This window comes from Type-F symbiont of Plautia stali (genome assembly GCF_059731105.1).
Window position 1 is genome coordinate 2,497,202 of sequence record NZ_AP035909.1, and the last position, 19,559, is coordinate 2,516,760.

The 19,559-nt window shown below is 48.7% G+C and carries 16 protein-coding genes and 2 pseudogenes; 7 read left to right on the forward strand and 11 right to left on the reverse strand.

The annotated features are described in order from the left end of the window. Positions 1-142 precede the first annotated feature (142 nt). On the forward strand, positions 143-373 hold the full coding sequence (locus AC6I7A_RS11860; protein ID WP_058958412.1) for a hypothetical protein: 231 nt from the start codon (positions 143-145) through the stop codon (positions 371-373). A gap of 443 nt (positions 374-816) precedes the next feature. On the opposite strand, the gene AC6I7A_RS11865 is transcribed toward AC6I7A_RS11860, so the two are convergent. The 6 genes and pseudogenes from AC6I7A_RS11865 to AC6I7A_RS11890 form a co-directional block, all read right to left on the reverse strand. Next, positions 817-2,634 (reverse strand): ATP-dependent helicase, encoded by a 1,818-nt coding sequence (locus tag AC6I7A_RS11865; RefSeq protein WP_058958413.1) that lies wholly within the window; start codon positions 2,632-2,634, stop codon positions 817-819. After that, complete coding sequence (locus AC6I7A_RS11870) at positions 2,621-4,405, reverse strand: ATP-dependent nuclease (protein ID WP_058958414.1); 1,785 nt, start codon at positions 4,403-4,405, stop codon at positions 2,621-2,623. The genes AC6I7A_RS11865 and AC6I7A_RS11870 overlap by 14 nt, the downstream gene beginning before the upstream one ends. 358 nt (positions 4,406-4,763) lie before the next feature. Continuing rightward, positions 4,764-6,140 carry a hypothetical protein gene (locus AC6I7A_RS11875; RefSeq protein WP_058958415.1) on the reverse strand — a complete coding sequence of 459 codons (1,377 nt, stop codon included), beginning with the start codon at positions 6,138-6,140 and terminating at the stop codon, positions 4,764-4,766. A gap of 112 nt (positions 6,141-6,252) precedes the next feature. Continuing rightward, positions 6,253-6,689 (reverse strand): annotated as a pseudogene (locus tag AC6I7A_RS11880) (DDE-type integrase/transposase/recombinase); the annotation flags it as partial. 36 nt (positions 6,690-6,725) lie between these two features. Further along, the gene (locus AC6I7A_RS11885; RefSeq protein ID WP_058958416.1) at positions 6,726-7,898 is read right to left on the reverse strand and encodes a hypothetical protein; all 1,173 of its coding nucleotides are present in this window, start codon (positions 7,896-7,898) and stop codon (positions 6,726-6,728) included. Next, entirely contained in the window at positions 7,891-9,669 is a 1,779-nt protein-coding gene (locus AC6I7A_RS11890) for an AAA family ATPase (protein WP_498003662.1), read from the reverse strand. Before AC6I7A_RS11890 ends, AC6I7A_RS11885 begins: the two co-directional genes overlap by 8 nt. 305 nt (positions 9,670-9,974) lie before the next feature. On the opposite strand from AC6I7A_RS11890, the pseudogene AC6I7A_RS11895 reads away from it, so the two are divergent. Beyond that, a pseudogene (locus tag AC6I7A_RS11895) lies at positions 9,975-10,525 on the forward strand (phage late control D family protein); the annotation flags it as partial. A gap of 351 nt (positions 10,526-10,876) precedes the next feature. Here the strand turns inward: AC6I7A_RS11895 and proR are convergent. The 3 genes from proR to AC6I7A_RS11910 form a co-directional block, all read right to left on the reverse strand. After that, the gene (gene proR / locus AC6I7A_RS11900; RefSeq protein WP_058958418.1) at positions 10,877-11,179 is read right to left on the reverse strand and encodes a transcriptional regulator ProR; all 303 of its coding nucleotides are present in this window, start codon (positions 11,177-11,179) and stop codon (positions 10,877-10,879) included. 4 nt (positions 11,180-11,183) lie between these two features. Further along, complete coding sequence (locus tag AC6I7A_RS11905; RefSeq protein ID WP_058958419.1) at positions 11,184-11,537, reverse strand: type II toxin-antitoxin system RelE/ParE family toxin; 354 nt, start codon at positions 11,535-11,537, stop codon at positions 11,184-11,186. Positions 11,538-11,889: 352 nt separating this feature from the next. Next, complete coding sequence (locus tag AC6I7A_RS11910) at positions 11,890-12,120, reverse strand: hypothetical protein (protein WP_498003664.1); 231 nt, start codon at positions 12,118-12,120, stop codon at positions 11,890-11,892. A gap of 431 nt (positions 12,121-12,551) precedes the next feature. Here AC6I7A_RS11910 and AC6I7A_RS11915 point away from each other — a divergent pair, with 431 nt between their 5' ends. Then, complete coding sequence (locus AC6I7A_RS11915) at positions 12,552-14,474, forward strand: methyl-accepting chemotaxis protein (protein WP_058956650.1); 1,923 nt, start codon at positions 12,552-12,554, stop codon at positions 14,472-14,474. 210 nt (positions 14,475-14,684) lie between these two features. Here the strand turns inward: AC6I7A_RS11915 and AC6I7A_RS11920 are convergent, their stop codons facing one another. Further along, on the reverse strand, positions 14,685-14,945 hold the full coding sequence (locus AC6I7A_RS11920; RefSeq protein WP_058956651.1) for a hypothetical protein: 261 nt from the start codon (positions 14,943-14,945) through the stop codon (positions 14,685-14,687). Between the two features lie 224 nt (positions 14,946-15,169). Between AC6I7A_RS11920 and AC6I7A_RS11925 the strand changes: the two genes are divergently transcribed. Beyond that, positions 15,170-15,868 carry an RluA family pseudouridine synthase gene (locus AC6I7A_RS11925; RefSeq protein WP_058956652.1) on the forward strand — a complete coding sequence of 233 codons (699 nt, stop codon included), beginning with the start codon at positions 15,170-15,172 and terminating at the stop codon, positions 15,866-15,868. Positions 15,869-15,884: 16 nt separating this feature from the next. On the opposite strand, the gene AC6I7A_RS11930 is transcribed toward AC6I7A_RS11925, so the two are convergent. Then, entirely contained in the window at positions 15,885-16,424 is a 540-nt protein-coding gene (locus tag AC6I7A_RS11930) for a DUF2058 domain-containing protein (RefSeq protein ID WP_046102161.1), read from the reverse strand. A gap of 139 nt (positions 16,425-16,563) precedes the next feature. Here AC6I7A_RS11930 and AC6I7A_RS11935 point away from each other — a divergent pair, with 139 nt between their 5' ends. From AC6I7A_RS11935 to AC6I7A_RS11945, 3 genes are all read left to right on the forward strand, one after another. Further along, positions 16,564-17,196 carry a TetR/AcrR family transcriptional regulator gene (locus tag AC6I7A_RS11935; RefSeq protein ID WP_058956729.1) on the forward strand — a complete coding sequence of 211 codons (633 nt, stop codon included), beginning with the start codon at positions 16,564-16,566 and terminating at the stop codon, positions 17,194-17,196. 83 nt (positions 17,197-17,279) lie between these two features. Further along, positions 17,280-18,662 carry a D-arabinono-1,4-lactone oxidase gene (locus AC6I7A_RS11940; RefSeq protein ID WP_058956653.1) on the forward strand — a complete coding sequence of 461 codons (1,383 nt, stop codon included), beginning with the start codon at positions 17,280-17,282 and terminating at the stop codon, positions 18,660-18,662. An 8-nt stretch (positions 18,663-18,670) separates the two neighbouring features. Beyond that, the gene (locus AC6I7A_RS11945; RefSeq protein ID WP_058956654.1) at positions 18,671-19,501 is read left to right on the forward strand and encodes a glycosyltransferase family 8 protein; all 831 of its coding nucleotides are present in this window, start codon (positions 18,671-18,673) and stop codon (positions 19,499-19,501) included. Positions 19,502-19,559: the final 58 nt, after the last annotated feature.

Here is a 19,559-nt window from a genome sequence, read left to right on the forward strand (position 1 = left end):
TGCCTGAGCGGCTCCACATTCAGCAACAAGATAATTTTCTGGATACTATTTCTCTGTTTTATTGACAAACTACCCGTAAAATAGTTTTCAAGAACAGTAAGGATAGTGCGTCAGCACAGCATTCAATATATGAAGGTGGAATTTGTCTGATATAAATCTGAACGGTCCCGCTAACGGCGGTGGAGCAGCAACCAGTAGCGGTATTTTTTTCCAGCAACAGTTTGGCGCTCACTTTGCTGCTCAGATCCTTTCCGATCGCAGACTGGATACACGTTTAAAGCCTGCCCTGTTCGGTGAATACCATGCTGAAGGGAAAAACAAGATAATAGATATGGAAACAATTGGGGCAATAAACGACATCCTATATATTTAGTTTGTCATGATGCAGGACAAAAGAAAGGATTGAGTGATTTTAAAGCGCCTAGCAACAAGTCAAAATTATTTACTACAAGTTAGTTCAAAATAAAACCACCCATTATGAATTAGGGGTGGCTTTATTAAAACATTATCATCCCTTGTAGCAGGAAATACAAATGAAGTACGAGCCCACTCAATTTGAAGAGCCCACTCAGGTAAAGCTGTGCAGGCTTTTTGATTTGATTTTTTTATTGGTGAGTCGTTAACAGAATCTAATTTTGTCCATCAAATTACGATTCATTTTCGATCCAGTTTCAGTCGCAGGTGATAATTTGCCTGCTCGGTAGACTAAAATATGGAAGATGCATTGTTCCTTAGGTTGAGTGTTGGAAGGTGGCGCGATCACCGGCATTGTCTTTTACTGGCTTTCCACAGATTCGATCACGCATTTATTCCCGACTACTGTAAACCAGCCCCTCGCATACGCACCTCCAGTTCATCCAGAAATGGGGAACGCCCTAGACGCATAGGGCCGTAGCGACCATCAACAAAACCGGAATACAGCATATGCACCTCGTCCCGTGCGCGGGTCAGCCCCACATAGAAAAGGCGACGGCTTTCACGCAGCTTCTCTGGCGCCTCATTGCGCCACGGCAAATTCCCCAGATCTAAGCCGACCATGATGACCACGTCATATTCGCAACCTTTTGCTGAGTGAAGTGTCAGCAAATTGAGGTGCTCAGGTGAACCGTCACGACCACCTAGGCTCGTGATATCCAACATCGCTAACGTACCGCCTTCGGCAAGTGCAGCAGTCATGCGATCTAGTTGCTCAGCCTGATCAGAAAGCGTCGGCTCAGTTGCCAGCATGGAATCAACGAGACCGTTGCGCAAAGATGCGACAAAATCGCACGCAGGATGTCGGTCTGCACGAAGCGCCCAAAGCAGCCTAGTTAATTCCTGCCCCTTACGCCGGGCGCATGCATCATCCAGCCTTGCCCGATGAAATGCTATATAACGGTCTATCAATCCGCGCAGTTGAGGGTGCCCAATACGCCAACCGCCAGCACACCATGCCGCACAATCCTCCACCCAGCTCGTCAAGGTAACCTTGCGATAAGGTGCTGCGGTGTCCACACGAATGTAATCAAAACCGCCAGCTGTCACCGCATCGGCCACCACATCGCCGGCACGGTAGTCCTTGTACAGAATGGCGATGTCACCCAGCGTTCGACCCGGCTTAGCGGCCAACGCAGCAGGAATAATCTGCGCGACAGCATGGACAGCCTGATCCACCAAACCATCCGGGCACAGCTGGAACGCAATGGTTGTCTGGCGGTTCGGGTCGTTTGCTCGATAACCACGAACCTCCCCCAACACCATCTCCGATGCATTGACGATGCCCGCCCCTGACCTATAGTTCAACTGGAGCCGAACTGTTTCAACGTCTCTCCTGCCTGCCAGTTCTAGGAGTAATGCACCATCGGCACCAGTGAAACCGTAAATCGATTGGTCTGCATCACCCACAGCAAATAAGCGTACGCCTCCCTCGAAAGCCAGGCGTTTAACCATACGGTGGAGCGCCACGCCCAAGTCCTGATATTCATCCACAGCAAGGATCGGAAATTTCGCCTGTACTAGGGGCAGAACCCAATCATGCTCAATGATCAGACGCTGGCCGAATATCACCATATCGTCGTAGTCTATTAGCCCTTCCTGCCGCAATGCCGCTTCGTAGGCCTCAGCCCAAGCTGCTAGCTCCTCCTCTGCACGCCAGGCAGCGCTGTTGCGGTTCAGCACTGAACGGCGATGCCGCCCAAGATCAATAGCCTTATAAGGATGGTTTGGGCCAAATAGACGGTCACCGGATTGTCGAAGTAACCGTTCGCTCGCACGCTGAGACGCTACTGACATCGGAAATGGGATTGGCAGATCGGCCAGTCGTCCATAGGGCATCAACAGATGGCGCAAACAGAACCCATGAACAGTTCCGATAAAGAGATTCGGTGCCTCTCTGAGCCCCAGAGCTTCGAGACGACGGATTAGCTCACGTGCGCATTCTTGGCTGTATGTGATACATGCCGCACCACGTGGAGCCTGAACATCCTCAGCCAGGATTCGGGCCAGCTTCAGCACGAGCGTCTTTGTCTTACCACTACCCGGCCCGGCGAGCACCACGCAGTGTCCCCGGGAGTGATACGCGGCTAACTGGCCCGGATTCCCGGCCAGCTCGGCAGCCTGAGCCAAGTAGGCTGCACTGACACTACGCGACGGCATTACGGATATGCTCCAGTGCTTCACGAATGTAATTCGGGCAAACATCCTCCGACACCGAAGGTGCCAGCGCTTGGGCGAACCGCCCTTTGCCAATTCGCTCAATCAGTTTCAACAACCGGACATTATCAAGCTGGTCCGTGTCATCCACCCACGCCTGTATCTCGTTCAGAGTAGCTCGTCTAAGAGACAATTCCTGCTCGATAACCGACTTCATGGCTTCGCCCAGTCCACCGGTAAACAGCTCGGGCTCAAGGGTGATCTCATTGACAAAGCATCCATACCCCCCGGCAAATTCAATCACCTCATCGGTATCCATATCATCATGGTCAACATTGTTCTCAAGCACGCTTAAAATATTGATAAGTCTCTTACGAACCAGCGGCACTCCACCCTCCATAGGATCGCGGTCTGTCAGAATCACATGCGGAATATTGAGCCCCCGTGGCCCCAAGAGCTTCACATACGGAGTGAAATTTGTTCCACCGATAGAGCACACCGTGATCCCAAGCATATCGAGAGGAATATCAAGAGCATCGGCGAATGCAGGGACGAGAAAACGTTCGGCATCTCCTTCCACCAAGATTACACCACGTGAAAAGAATATTTCACCGCGTGTGACGTCAATATAGCGCTGCAAATCATCTTCATCCCGCCGCGTAAACGGTGCGTTTGCCGTTGAAACAGCAATTGTCTTCTTGTCCTCTGCGTCATAACGCAGTAGAACGATAGATCTAACAGGCGTGACGCTGGCAATATGTGGGGAATGGGTGGTCAGGATCGTTGTCAGCGGCGTCCCTTCATCACCATTTTCCCCGTCAGTACCCAAGAAATAACGGTAGACCAAGCGCTGTACGTGCGGATGTAGGTGCGCTTCCGGCTCCTCGACTACGAAAAACGTATGGTCTCGTTCACCGTCATCAACAAGACGATCAAGTTCGAGGCTTTTCAGGGCAAGAAAAATCAGATTAGCCGTCCCCAGACTTGCATCGCCAATGCCACGAATGCCACTGTCAAGCAGCAAGCGAAGGCTACGTAGCAGCGCATCAACGCGAGTCGGTGCAAGTCCGAGCGATACCGGAACGGCATGTTGCTTACCTGCGATAGCAATCAACCGTTCGCTAATCCGTTCGGCTGTCGCTGCCACCTCATCATGATCAGCTAGTTCCCGCTGAGCCTTATCAACCAAGGTTTGAATCTCCTCACGAGTCTCGTCGTCCAGAGATGCGGATAGTTCTTCAATAAGCGGTCTTAAGGGTGAATTACGCCAGCTTGAAAGATCCTTCTCGGCATCACGCAACGCGCCTTGAACATCGATGGGCAACATACGTCGAAATGCACCACCAATATGCATGTCAGGATCAGCGCCACCGAAGATCACATACTCATAATCTTTTAACGATTCAGGAGCTCGATTTAACTCGGTTTTGGGCTGAAAGCGGTAGGTAAGCCGGGCCACCATAGGTGGGCCCGGATTAAGAACACAATCGTTCAGATGAGCCATCAATCGTGCATCGTCAGTAAAATCCGTAAGATCCACCGAAATTTCGATGGTCTCCCCCAATTTTTCTTCGCCCAATCCATCCCAAAAATGTTCAAAACCCAGTTGACGGTCACGCTCAGACAACCCAGGGTCAAGAATCAGCTGCAGGCCGCGAATAAAATTGCTTTTGCCAACCTTGTTTTCACCAACAATAACAATGCTCTCACCCGTTTCAACATCAATATCAGAGAAGTTGGCGAAATTAATTAACCGGATTCGAGAAATCCGCATTACTGCCTCCCTATATTCTTATTTGTCTTCCAAAATAATATTAGCACTCAAATCGCAAGATACCGTCTGGCCCTGCCAAATCTGTTGAGCGGGTTCGGTTGTGATCAAAACGGTTTATGGTCATTACACATTCTTTGCTGATCAGATCTACGGCTCCAACGGAGGTAGTAGCTCATCGCAACAGAAATCGGGCTTTATCAAATCCGGACAACGACCGTGTTACTGCAGCTGGCCATGCGGCCCTGGATAGCCTACCTGACACTGCCAGTATCTTTACATCCGATACTGATACTGCTGCTTCGGGAGGCACTATTGAACGTCGCGGTAGCGCTGACGTCATCTAAAATCTGTGCATCCATCATTTATTGAATTCACTAACGACCATTTCTTTAAGCTCTTTGATGCTTATGAATTTTGTATCTAACCCAAGAACAGAATAAATGAAAGCACCACGTGTACGTAGTCTATTGTCATTAGTCACAAAATAATCAGCTTTCCATGCATGTTTCAAGTGCTCGGTATCCTGCAGGCTGCTACGAATTTTGCTCAGTTCAGAAAGAGACTCCGTCTTATAATTTATCAAGTCAAAGAAGTCGCAAAGATGCTCAATGTGCGTCATGCATTCAGCGTCACTCTCATGCTTGATCGACTTATCAATAAGTTCCTTCAAGGAAAATGACTTCTCTATAGTTGCCGCACTCAGCCTTTGACACAACGCTTGATCACTTTCATAGTCATTCAAATCAAAGTCACAGCAGCTATCATCTAAATAGGGACGAAGCGACGCCAAAAACTCGTCAATATTCTTATTGGCTCGATCCGACAGCCTTGATTTCCTTGAGTAATGAGGATACCCCCAATGATTAAAGTGCATCCGTTTCACTTTTAAATCCTCAGCCGCTCTCGTTGCATTTCTCCAGAGCAAAACACGATCGAACGTAACCTTAATATCTTCCCTCGCAAGCATCACACCGCTCTCAGTGGGCACCAGCATAGTGTTATCTGTAAGTGCTTCGATCGCCTCTAAGTACTCGGCAAGCCGAACACGACTCATTTTAATACCGTCTTCAATCACATAGGGGCTATAGACGAACTTGCAATCCACCTTGCTTTTAAAATTATCAACCTGCCGACTAAAATTTTCATCACGCCCATATTTGCTGACAACATTTTGATCAACGTAAAACAATTCCTTTCCGACAGGCATTTCTATTGGCTCATAAGCGATGATTTGCTCTCGCTCAAGATTCGCGTAAGCAAGAATTGTATCATTACACTTCGCCCGTTCATGTTGAAAATGATCCAACGCCAAGCGAATAACCTCCCCTTTGACCTTGCCTACGTATATTTCATAGTCTGGCAAGGACTTTTCAGGAATTTTTGATTTTACATAGTCAGGAGAAACGACTAAGTCCAGCGCAAGGACGGTATGATCGGAATCATCCTGAATGTCAAAGAGACGGCATAACTCAGTTACGATCGCTTCACTTTCCTTGTTTGCGCTCCAGATCCCTTTAATGAAATTGGAAAGCATAGTCATCGTCCTAGCGAATTCCAAGCAGCCCAGACACTGCTTCTGACAAATCTTCCGTTCACTAACAAAATTATCCAAACTCATCAGCAACCGCCAATCTTCCGTTGTCAGTAAATAAGAGTACTCATTGACATCTTCGATTAGTCTTTTGACTATACTTTCAATAACAAAGCTCTGGCTGTGCTTAATAAGGCAGTTCATTTATTCTCCCAAACTCAAACTTTGACATAAATGCCTCCACCAAACATGCAGCATGAGGCTTCAACGTGAGACATCACTGGACTGACCCCACAACCTTAGACATTTCCTGTCCTCACGACGAGGCCTTTTCAAAGGTCTCAGGACTGACGCCTCCCAAGTGGCTGAGGCGTCGGGTCCTGTTATAGAACACTTCGATATAATCAAAGATATCAGCCCAGGCCATATCCCGAGTTTTATATATCCGTTTTCTGATCCAATCTTTTTTAGCGAGCTTAAAAAGCATTCTGCCACAGCATTATTGCAGCAGTTGCCATACTGGCTCATGCTGGGGCTAGGTTATTGTCCTACTGAAGCACTTCCAGTTGTCGCTGCCGAACTTACTGCCCTAGTCCGAATGCAAGATATAACTTTACCGTCCGGTTTTCGTCGCCACAGGGCCACAATGAGTTCATCCAGCGCCAGTTCGCGTGAGAGAGTTGGTATCATTGACCAGCCAACTACATTCCAGGTGAAGAGCTCGATGACAACTGCCACATACAGCCAGTCCTGTCAGGTACGATAGAACTATTCATTGCTCAAAAAAGTTTAACGATTCACCTCTTCCATGAACCCTAATAGATCCATTTTGAATTTTCCATAAATGATTTCGTATGGTAGCTTAGACCTATCATAATTAACCACCTTAATAAGGAATTCTTCATAGTTCATAAATGCGCTCCAATTTTCATAATAGCTTTTAAAAAGTCCCATAAGCCGAAAAATTTCCGCCTTGGTTGCTCTTTTATTGTAAACGCCTAATAATTTGAATAACTTTATGTTATTATCAACAGCCGTGTTTGTTGCAATAAATTTCACCCTCGAACCAGCTTCTTTTTTATATAGCATTGCCAACGTTAGTTTTTCGATGTCGAAAATAACATATTCATCAGCACCCTGAATATAAGGGTTCGCATGAAGTGGATATAAAGTATCCTTGTCCCTTTTAAATAGAGAATTACATGTATTGCAACAAGGTATCAGGTTATAGATGCTTAATGAAAAAATAGGATACTTGGATTTTGGTAGGAAATGATCAAGAGCCTGTCTATAAACCCTATTATCATCAGTGATATTTCCCACTTGAGATTCATTGCACATAGGACAATAATCCAAAGCAAGCTCATCACCAATTTTACGAAGAATTTCGCTAGGCATCGACTCATAGGATATTATATCCTTTAACATCCTAACCCATTCAGGCATTACTTCTAAATCTATATATCCATCATTTAAAGTGGCGTGAATTCTTTTGCAACATGATTTTATTGAGCATGCATCACTTGAGTCATTTAATTCTGAGATATACAAACCAACAAAATGACTCTGAAGATTTCTATTTATAAATGAGATCTCACGTATTGCATCATTCTTTAGTGCGCATATTTTATTAAGATTGACATCTCCCCGTAGATGTATGCTAATTATTTCAAGTATCGAAGGTATTTGATTCAGCTCAACTCCTTGGAAAAAATGTTTGGGGTTGTAGCATTCGGAAATAACAGGAAATAGATTGTTTATGTTTGTTAAAATATCTAAGAGTTCATTGAAATCCGCAGTGACTATTTTGCAAAAATTCTGACTCAAGTAAAACATAAACTCACTGCATTCCTGTGAGTCATTATTGTACTCATTGACCTTATTAAGAAAAACCATATCAGAAACAATATTATAATATTCCTCAACGAACTCGGAAGAAAACCTAGTCGGGACTTTAATCATTTTTGATCCCCAGAACATATGTGAGGAATTTGTTTTTTATCAAGGAGGTTATATATTTATTATCGTTAATGAATGATTTATCATTCTTTCTCTTAATTAATTCTTCCACTTTTTTAAGAACTCTTTCACCTACTGTTGCTCTTAAGAAAAAACCTTGACTCATGGTTTTTTCAATTGATTCTCCAAAACCAATTGAATCAAGATTACCTGTGACTATTTCTTTATTACAACCACGACTGAGAGAAATTATATCTACGGGTAAGAAATCAGACGCAATTATAGGCGAATGCGATGACATCAATATTTGAAAACTTACACCATCGTTGAATTCATTTAGCATATCTATAATATCAGAAAATATTTTCCGTTGCCATTCAGGGTGCAAATACAAATCAATCTCATCAAGTAGCAATAGTATTTTGCTTTTGTTTTTAGAGGAATATATTTTATAAATTGAATTATATAGACTCGAGAAAAGATGTAATAACGAAACCTCACCACTACTTAACCCATTCCATTCAATGCTAAATATAGCATCAAATTCTTTAGGCAAAGCATTTGACATACTTATTAAGTCCGCGGCATTTCCAGGTGAGCTTATATAAAAATTCAGTTCTAAATTTTTAGTTATTAATTTTTCGTTACTATCAAATAGCTTGTATATTATTGACTGAAATAGATCAATATCTTTTTTGAGCTTTATGATTTCTTTAATGACCTTATCTTCATCAATAATATTGAAATGTTCCTTAACGGTACACTCAATTTTATTTATGCAATTTCGATCATTGGAGAAAAACGAAGCTACAACTAATTTCAAATATAAAAAATCTGCACCATCTTTTTCGGTTGTTATCTTTTTAGAAAATGAATACAGAATGGATGTTAGCGTAAAAAATATCACATCAGTTACTGAATGAGTTAACTTTCTCTCATTTGAAAGCTTACTAAAAATAAAAGAGAAAAATGTCAGACCCCAATTGCTATTTTTAAAATTAGCATACGAAGAAAAATCATCATGCCTTATAAATTGATATTCTCTAGAAGGATATCCATGTGGAAACTGAGTACTTCTGTATTTTTCGTAATAATGATTAAAAAATGAAACAAGTATGTCCCCATGCCTATTTCTGAAGTCAGCGTCTTTTAGGATTTTCTTTGTCCGCTCCGCGCCATAAAGTGAAAGCCTTGCTAGAATTGATATTTTCTCCTGATTAATAGTATCCGGTAGAGATTTCCCTGCATTAATAAACCTAGCTATCTTAGCTATCTCTTGTTTTTTATTTGCCTTGCCTCTGCCTGTATTTGATAATGATATATCAATAAAATTCCTAGCTGTGCCCTTTCTACTGCCAAATAAATATGAGTTAAAATCAACAGTATTATTAGATTTAATTGTAAATATTTTACTCTTGGAAAAAAAGTTAATGGGGTTATAAATTACATCGACTGGATAATGCGCATTAATACGAGACGGCTTAGTTCCTTTGCAAGTTATATGAATTTTATCATTAGAATACCATACCATAAATCCAGTATTTTCATTTTCATAATGAAAATCTTCAATATAGGTTAATATAGTAGTTTTACCCGTCCCATTCTGTCCAATCAATAAAGTCGACGGGATGCCATCATAATATATATCACGATTAACCCCTTCACGAATGGTCAGGTTTTTATGGTCATATTTAATTGAAAATTTACTACTTAGCTTTATAAAGCTATCAAGTACGCCATTAAAATCTTCGATGTAAAGAGCTATTAGTTCCATGTTACAACCGTTTTGAATTAATTTTTATATAGAATACTCTTTTGATAGTACTTGTCCAAGTTTTAACGTAAACATAGTGATCAACTTCCCATCGAATCAGACATGGGAGGTTTGAAAACGAGTATTCGGCGAGCGTCTAATCACATTTTTAAAAGTGCATAGAAATCGGTTCCTACTATTAAGGGCTAAAATTTACTCCCTAGATGACTGATTGTTGTCTCATCCATCATAACCCCCTCCTGATTGCCATCAGTTGTACCTGTCGGCAAGGCAGGTGATGTGCTCTCAGTGGTGGAAGGTTAACGATGAAGGATGTGATGACTGGTGCCGGTGCCATCCTGACGCCTCAGTTTATGCTGACCCTCGGCAGTAACAACATTACCACAATATCAGTGACCGCCTGATTAGTCTGTCGCTTATCGACAACCGGGGATTTGAGGCTGACCAACTCGACGACAGTAACGACCTTGTCAAGTTGCCGGTGCGACACAGTTCTGTCGTTCTGGCTCGGTAGGAAAGGTTTTGCACTGGTCGGAAAAAGAAATTTACGTTTGATGAGGTGGAGCATCACGGCACAGCCAACACGGTAACGCTCCCGGGTGCGCAGTGCTGATTTTCGCGGCCCGCTTAATTCCCGGCGGTAAGAGTCATGGCATGACACCACGCTCGGCGCGGTGGTAGGCGCAATTGCAGCCTGTAATAAACCGACTACTAGGTGCCTGATTCTTTCGCGAAGATCCAGATTACCCACATCGATCAGTCACAGGAATCCAACACCGTATTTTTATCGCGGCTGGCCGAACGCAACGGTTGGATAATGTCCGTTAAGATGGGCAAATTGCTGATGCTAAAAGCGTGGGTAGGTTTTTTATTACCGAATCGTCATAGTCATCGGGGGGTGATCCACGTGGACACAATATGGACACTTTAAACGAAAAAGGGATTAGCCAAAGGCTGACCTCCCTTGATTCACAACACGATTTGGATACAGCGTGAAAACATTGTTAGTTAAGACCCAACTATTGGTGGTCATTCTGGTGGTCTTGACAGAAAGAGAATTCAGGTTTAGCTTACTTATCAACCAATTACTGGCAAAGGCGATCCCAGCCAGAGGAGCCAGAATTAGAAAAGCCCGCTCAGGGAAACCTGAGCGGGCTTTTTGCTTTCTCTCTCCGGGCAATACGGGAGGTCATCCAGGGCGGGAGGATTACACCTCAAACCCGTAGTGTGAGCCGTCCGGCATTTCCACAACCAGGCGCAGTTTACCGCCTGCCGCATCAACATAGCGTTTCAGGGTTGAGAGCTTCAGGTCACGGCCTGGTTTCTCCATTCCGGCAACGGTAGGTTGTCTGATGCCCAGCGCTTCCGCCATTTCAACCTGCGTTTTCTGCACTTTTTCGCGCAGTTCAGCAAGGTGTATGTTAAGAAGGATATCCGTTGCCTTCCCCTCAGCGTCAGCAACGACGTCCGGTTTTTCATCCGCAATAAGCTGTTCCAGCGTTCTGCCCATCACGTTACTCCCTATATTTAAAGGTGTTCAGCCAGTGTGTGAATTCCCGATCGGCAATCGGAAGCATCTCCCGATACAAGCGTTTGTCGCTGCCGGCCTTATTTCCGGCACAGAGCACGACCGCAATACGATTCGGGTCAAAAGCAAAAAATGCCCTGATGGGATCACCCCGGCTCTGAATACGCAGCTCCTTCATATTGATATAGGCTGAACCTCTGAGCGTATCTGCATAAGGTCTTGCCAGGCCCGGCCCTTTCTCCCGCAATACCATTAATGCAGCCAGCACACAGGCACGGTCGGTGTCATTAAGTAAGCGAAACCAGCGATCAAACCTGTCGGTCGTTTTAACCAGCCACACAAGATATACTTATCAATATAGCTCGGGGACTATATAGGTGTAAAGCGATAATCGAGTGTGATGCAGAATCAGCCGGAATGCATGCGTCCCTGGCGCGAACAGCGAGAGGTATTCCGCCTTATCAGTGAAGAACGCATAATAATTTCACTGTTTTACGATCCACGCCGGATCAGATAAGGGTGCGGCTCAGGGGATGGCTACACTGAATGAAAAAGCCCGCTCGGGCTGACTGAGCGGGCTTATAAATCGGGAGGGTGTGAAACGGGAAGGTAAGCGGTTGCAGAATATGCGCCTTCTTACTGACGCTATGCTCTCTCTTTGTCCGGCTTCTGCAAAATGAAGCCGGTTCACTTCAGCGCTTTTTTCGCCAGAACAGAAAAGTTGCCAGCGCGGTCAGTACACCGATCAATGGCATCGTCGCCGCACCGGCGAGGAAGTTGTGCTGATCGATACGCTGGTTTCTGCGCATATCTGCCAGCCGTGTCACTGCCTGCTGCTCATCCGGGGCGCGAACCTCCTCAAACTGTTTTTTATACCCCTGCTCTGTCAGCGCGACGGCACGCGTGACGTCTGATCGATTCACTACAACCGTGTGTCTGCCCCTGGTGTAAAAGTTATAGTCTGACATTCATGTAAGCTCGCGTGCGTAAGGGTGAGTTAAACAACCTGCATTAATCAGCTCTGTGCAACAAATCCCTTAGCCTGTCTGACATATTATCTTTAAAAGAGTAAATAAATTGATCTTAATCAATAAAGATTTCTTCAATTAATGTAAAGCCATCACCAGCGCAAGAGATACCCATTTGATTTTAAAATCAATGACATTAAGGTTCCCCTCTGAAGATTAGCAGGCGGATAGTTTCCAGTGAAAACAATGGCATTCTAATTAAGAAGATAAACTGAAATATATAATTTTTATTAAAGCTTCATCCCGCCCTGACGATAAGAAGAAGATGACAGAGATTATTTAATCGCCTCTATCCCGCTTCAGAAACCTCATTAAAGGTGAAACTTATGGGCCTTGCTCAACACATCTCCGGTATTAAAATTGGGAAAAAACTGGGTGCCGGTTTTATCATCGTCATCGCCGCCTCTCTGGCTATTACCTGGCTCGCTTTCGATTGTTTCAGCAGTATCAAAGATAACTCGGCACGACGCACCATCACTGTTCAGATGGTAAACACCTTAAGTAAGGCTCGCCTCAACCGCACGCTCTACCAGTACACCAAAGACCCGGAATTTGCCGCCCGTAACGTACAGGCGCTGAAGGAGTTAGATACGCTGTATCAACGCCTCAGTGGCTTTCAGTGGGACGAACTCGGTCAGCAGAAAGTCGCGCTGATGGGGCAGTTGCTTAACGATTATCAGAAGCAGCGACAGAAATTTGTCACCGCCGCACAGACCACATCTCACGTCTTTGATGCCATTAAACCGGACGCCCTGATTGCCCTTGCGCATCAGTCGGAGTCGCTGGATCTGGCACTGACCCCTGATGCCGGATTACCGGTCATGCGTCTGGCCGCCGCGCTGTTTGATGCCGCAAACATTGAACAGGCGTTCCTGGAAAAACCGTCTGAGGCCAGCAGAGCGTCGGTTGTTGAGGAGTTCACGGCGATCACCACGCTGAGTGAGCAGCTGGACAGCTTTGCACAGCCTGCAATTAACGAGGTTTCCCGCACGGTCCTCAGCACCCTGGCGCAGCAGCGCGAGGCGTTAACGCGCTATGTCGATGCTGCAGAGAAAGAGAAAAGTGAGTCGGCGGGTCTGACCACCAGCGCTGAGCGTCTTAATGCGGCGGTTTCCGATACATTCGCTTTCCAGTCACAGCTCTCTGCGGAATTTATTAAACAGGCAGAGTGGCGCATTGCCTTTGCCGCACTGATTTGTGTGGTACTGAGTCTGCTGATCGCCTGGCGGATCACCCACAGCATTACCCAGCCTCTGAAAGAGACGCTGAGCGCCGCGCAGCGTATTGCCGGGGGAGATTTAACCACCTCGCTGACCACAACACGTGGCGATGAATTCGGTCAGCTGATGCTGGCGGTCGATGCCATGAACAGCAGCCTGCAGAACATCATCACCAACGTGCGTGACGGCGTCAGCAGCGTGGCACGTGCCTCAGCGGAAATCGCAGCAGGCAATACCGATCTCTCCTCCCGAACAGAACAGCAGTCTGCGGCCGTGGTCCAGACCGCAGCCAGTATGGAAGAGCTGTCGTCGACGGTTAAACAGAATGCGGAAAATGCGCATCATGCGAGTCAGCTGGCGACAGAGGCGTCAGTGAATGCCGGTCGTGGTGGCGAGATCATCCGTGATGTGACGGTGACAATGAACAACATCAGCCAGAGTTCGGGCAAAATTGGTGAAATCATTCACGTCATCAACAGCATCTCTTTCCAGACCAATATCCTGGCGCTCAACGCTGCGGTCGAAGCCGCACGTGCCGGTGAACAGGGACGCGGGTTTGCGGTGGTCGCGGGTGAAGTGAGAAATCTGGCACAGCGCAGCGCGCTGGCGGCCAAAGAGATTGAAACGCTGATCCGTGAGTCACTGGACCGGGTCAGTGAGGGGGCCGGATTTGTAGAGCGCGCGGAGTCCACCATGGATGATATCGTCCGCTCCGTCAGTCAGGTAAAAGATATCATGGGCGAAATCGCTGCGGCCTCCGACGAGCAGAACCGGGGCATCTCCCAGATCGCCGTGGCGATGGCAGAGATGGACACGACGACCCAGCAGAACGCCGCACTGGTTGAAGAGTCCTCTGCCGCAGCAAGTTCACTGGAAGCACAGGCAGAGGAGCTGGAAAAAACGGTGGCGGTGTTCCGCCTTTCTGGTGCTCAGCACGCCGTCAGCCGCCCCGCGCCTTCTTCAGCGCCTCGCCTTGTTCCGGCCGTGCCGCTTAAGGCTTCTGTAGAGAGCAGCTGGGAAAGTTTTTAACAGGGTATCGTCTGGCCAGTCCTGATCAACAGGGCTGGCTGCGCGAGGATCGTTCAGGCTGTGGGGAGATAAAAAGGCTCTGGCGAGAGGAGTGTCGTCCATGACAGTTTCTCCGGCCGGTATACGCTTTCGCGCAACCTGTGAGGTTATTCGCTTCGTCGTTTTCCGGCCGGAGCCGGACTACGTCCACTGGTGTCAGTTCAGTTACAGCTAGTTCAGTTCGTCGTTCAGGCCTGTAAGTGTCTGCAGATACGGCACCTGTTGCTGGGCAATCGCCGGAGACGTAAAACTGCTCAGCCAGCTTCTGGCCTCGGAGATTTGCGTCAGCCGGTCGGGGTTGCTCTCGGATTTCGCCATGTGTCCCAGTTGAGTAAAGAGTGATGCGATACTGATTTCTTTCTCACCCAGGGCAAGGCTCAGTGCCGCTTCGCCAATAATTACGTGGCCTTTCTCGTCGTTTTGAATTAACACAGAAAATCCTCCATTGGTACGAATTGAAAACAACCTCACCAGAGACTGTAGTCGTAAAAGGGAGAACTGCCCGAATTTATCACTAAAAATAGCGCAAGTTGCTGAACAAAATACTAAATGTTTTTTTGGCATCCCTTCAGTTTGTCTCTGCCCTGACAGGCCGGGAGTCGTCACTCAACACGCAATCGGTTATGATCCTCTGCCCTTCATCGTCCGGTTTCACTATGTCTGCCATTATCGATACGTTTATTGCTCCGCCCTGCCATGACGAGATCACCTTTCTGTTTCAGGATGATCATCTGCTGGTGGTGAATAAACCCAGCGGGCTGCTCAGCCTTTCCGGTAAGAATCCGCAAAACCTCGATTCAGTGCATCACCGGCTGGTCAGACTGTTTCCGGGCTGTACGCTGGTGCACCGGCTCGATTTTGGCACCTCGGGACTGATGGTCGTCGCGCTGAATAAAGCGATCAACGCGGCGCTCAGTCAGCAGTTCAGCCAGCGCAGCGTGAGCAAAACGTATCAGGCGCTGCTGTGCGGCCATCTGGCTGAGGATGAAGGTGTGATTGATGCCGCCATCGCGAAAGATCCGGCGCAGTTTCCCCGCATGACAGTCTGCCCGCTTCAGGGAAAGCCTGCGCGATCGCGCTTCCGGGTTATCGGGCGCAGCCACTGGCAGGGACAAGAAGGAATGGAGGTGGCGGTTACGCGGGTTGAGCTGACGCCGGAAACGGGGCGTACCCATCAGCTGCGCATTCACTGTCAGCATCTGGGGCACCCGATTCTGGGCTGTGATCTCTATGGCGGGCAGGTGCTGCCGGGCGCTGAGCAGGCGGAGAGGCTGATGCTGCACGCCAGTGAATTAGCGTTTACACATCCCGTCAGCGGTGAGCCTCTACACGTCTCAGCCGCCAGCCCCTTCTGACTGCCTCAGTACGTGGTTACCACATCAAGTCGTCCGGTACTTTGAAATCGGCATAGGGATCATCTTCATCCTGCACGTCTTCGCTCAGTGCGCTGTTCAGGACGATAGCACTGGCATCACGCTGGGCAATTTTATCCGCCACGCTGGCCGGGATGATGGCGTACTGGCTTTCGCCATTTTTGTCAGCAGTCAGGCGGGCAATGGCGAGACGGCCATTAATCAGCTGGGTCTGCGTCAGCTTATCCACCACGATTTTTTTAATCAGGTTGTTGTCGGTAAAGTTAAAGCTGATGTCGCCTTTTGCCACCTCGATTTTATTCATTTCAATCAGCTGTTTAACCTGTGCTTTGTACTCTTTCGACAGGACGGCCAGTTTCTGCTGCTCATTAAGTTGCTTATCGCGCTCAAGCTGCGCTTTTTTGTTGTCTTCGACCGCCGCTCTGGCTTCACGCGCCTGAACCCGGGATTTCTTCGCTGTGCGCTGAACCTTATCCATTTTTTTGCTGGATACCAGACCTGCTTTCAGCATCTGCTCTTGTAAGGTGAGTTTTGTCATTGTCGTCTCTGAATCTGTTAAATATTGTCCGGGATTATACCTGTAATCTTTCGGGCTGTGCCAGGCTGACGCCGCGATTGCGGGCTACGCCTCAACACTGTGCTACCATTCCCCGGTCAGAATCACCTTATTGAGCACCATGTCCGAAATTACGAAACGCAAAAATGACCCGGAAGGGCTGAAAAAACGCATCATCGCAGGCGCACTGAAAACCTTCGCAGAGTTTGGTATGCAGGGTGCCAGACTGGAGCAGATCGCCGAACACGCTCAGACCACCAAACGCATGGTGGTCTATCACTTTGGCAGCAAGGAGCAGCTCTACATCGAAGTGCTGGAGCAGGTCTATCAGCAGATTCGCGCGCATGAAACCGACCTGAACCTGGCCGCCATGACGCCGGAGCTGGCCATGACCCGCCTGGTGGAAGCGAGCTTCGATTACCACGTTGCCCATCCCGACTTTATGCGGCTGGTCTGCAGTGAGAACCTGCTACGCGGTCGCTACATCACGCAGTCACCGCAGATTAAAGCGCTTAACCGCAGCGCGCTGGATCTGCTGGATGACATCCTGGCCCGCGGTCAGCAGGAGGGCGTGTTTATCGCCGATGTGCAGACCATCGACGTTCATCGTCTGATCAGCAGTATCTGTGTTCATCACGTCTCAAACCGCTACACCTTCAATGCCCTCTTCAGTCCGGATAACAGCGAAGAAGAGAGTATCCGGCGCAATCGTCAGCTCGCTGTCACCGCCACACTACGCTATATCAGCAAATAATTGCTCACCGCTCTGGCTCCGCTTACTCATGGTCTACGCTTAGTAAACATTCGTCATTAAATTGCCATAAAAGGAACGCCGTTGTGAGCAGAGACGCACGCCTCTATCCGCTTCGCCAGACTCATGTTGAACCCGATGATGATGCGCTCTGGAACTGGGCGCAGAACGCTAAAATCGGCAGCCGTCATCAGGTTCAGCGCCCCGCCAGCGAAGAGGAGTTACAGACGCTTATCCGGGAGTCACGCGGCCAGATTCGGGTCATCGGCAGCAAGCTCTCCCCCGGACGGATGCTGCACGTCAGTGAAGATGATTTACTGCTCGACCTCAGCGCGCTCAGCGGTCAGCTCGCCAGCGATGAGGATAGCGTGACCTTCGGGGGAGCCACCCCGCTGGATCAGGTTTATCGCACCCTGACCCGCATGAACCGCATGCTGGCGTCGTCGCCGGGTGTGATTGCCATTCAGACCCTGGCAGGGGCGATGGCCACCGGCACGCACGGCCAGGGATTGCAGCAGAGTTCGATTGCCGATGAAGCACTGGCCATCCGCATGGTGCTGGCCGACGGCAGCATGCGCGAGTTTGTCCGGGGCGACGCGGATTTCCCGGCAGCTCAGGTCTCTCTGGGGGCGCTGGGTATTGTCACCGCCGTGACGCTGCGCACCGGGCCATACCGCATCTTCACCTGCCATAAGAACGCGGTCTCTGCTGATACGCTGGAAGAGGATCTGCTGCGCTGGAACAACGACTACCCTCTCAGCAAAGCCTGGTGGTTCGTTGACGACAATCTGATGCATGTCTGGAACGCCCATGAAGCCAGCGAGGAGGAGCGCCAGCGCTATGAGCAGCAGGGGCGCAAAGTGGTCGAGCATGAGGGCGAAGCGGATGACAGTCTGAACGAGACGATCGATCAGACCCTGGCGCACATGCACCGCGATACCCAGATTCAGGGGAAAGGCGGCAAGCAGTTTCGCACCGTGACCCGTTTTCGCGACTTCACGGATGTTACCGGTGACATCTATCAGCTCTTCTGCCGGGGCATTGCGGTGCCACAGATCAACGTGGAGATCGGCGTCCCGCTGGCAAAAACGCCAGCCATCATCCGCCGGATAAAGCAGTGGTATGCAGAGAACCGGCCGCATATGCACTACCCGATTATCCTGCGCTGCACTGGCGCCTCCTCGGCCTGGCTTAGCCCGGCCGCCGATCAGCCCACCTGCTTTTTCGGCTTTGTCGTCTATTACGCCGACGATGGTTCGCTGTCGCAGGAGGGACTGCACTTCCTGACGGAAGTGGAGAAACTGCTGGCCGAAGAGGGAGGACGCCCGCACTGGGGCAAATATTACGATGAAGAACGCTACAACTGGCGTGAGATCTATCCGCAATGGGACGCCTTCCGCGCCCTGCGCAGCCAGCTCGATCCACAGGGACGACTGGGTAACGACTACATCACGCCACTTTTTGACTGAGGAAAGCCATGTTTGCCTGGGTAACGCTGTTAACACAACCCGATTATCTGGTGGGCGTCCAAGCGCTGCACCGTTCGCTGCAACAGAGCCACAGCCAGTGGCCACTGGTGGTGATGACGACTCCCGCCATTTCTGAGGCGGACTGTCAGCGTCTGCAGGATGCAGGCTGCGTGATTGAGCCGGTTGAGCCACTCTATCCGCGTGAAGATCTGGATCAGCACTACGCCTCGGCGCAGTTCGGCGAAGTCTGGACCAAGCTGCGCGCCTGGCAACTGACGGACTATGAGCGCGTCGTTTTTCTGGATGCGGACATGCTCGTGCTGCAGAACATGGATGAGCTGTTTACCCTGGATCTGGGTGATAATCTGCTGGCGGCCTGCCACGCCTGCCGCTGCAATCCCAACCAGATCGCCTCCTATCCGCCGGAATGGCAGCCGGAGCAGTGCCACTACACCTGGCAGGCACGCGGCGAAGCTGCGCCACAGAGTGTGGATCTCTACCTAAACGGTGGTTTTCTGGTGCTCAAGCCCGATAATGCGGTGTTTGAGGCGATGGAAAAACGTATTGCCGCCATTGATGACCTGAGCGCCTATCCTTTCTCGGAGCAGGACTTGCTGAATGAAATCTTTGCCGACCGCTGGAAGCCGCTCTCTTATATCTACAATGCGCTGAAAACGCTGCCCTTCCAGCACCGCGGGCTCTGGCAGGACGATGAGGTGAAAAACCTGCACTACATACTGGCCAAGCCGTGGAAGCGCGATCTTAACCAGCCTGAGAGCCAGCGCGATCGCTTCTATGCGCTGGATAAGCTGTGGTGGGAGAAAAGCGGCCTGATCTGATTTTAAAGGGCGGGAAGCTTTCTTCCCGCCCTGTCCCCTTCTTATCTGACACCCTTCC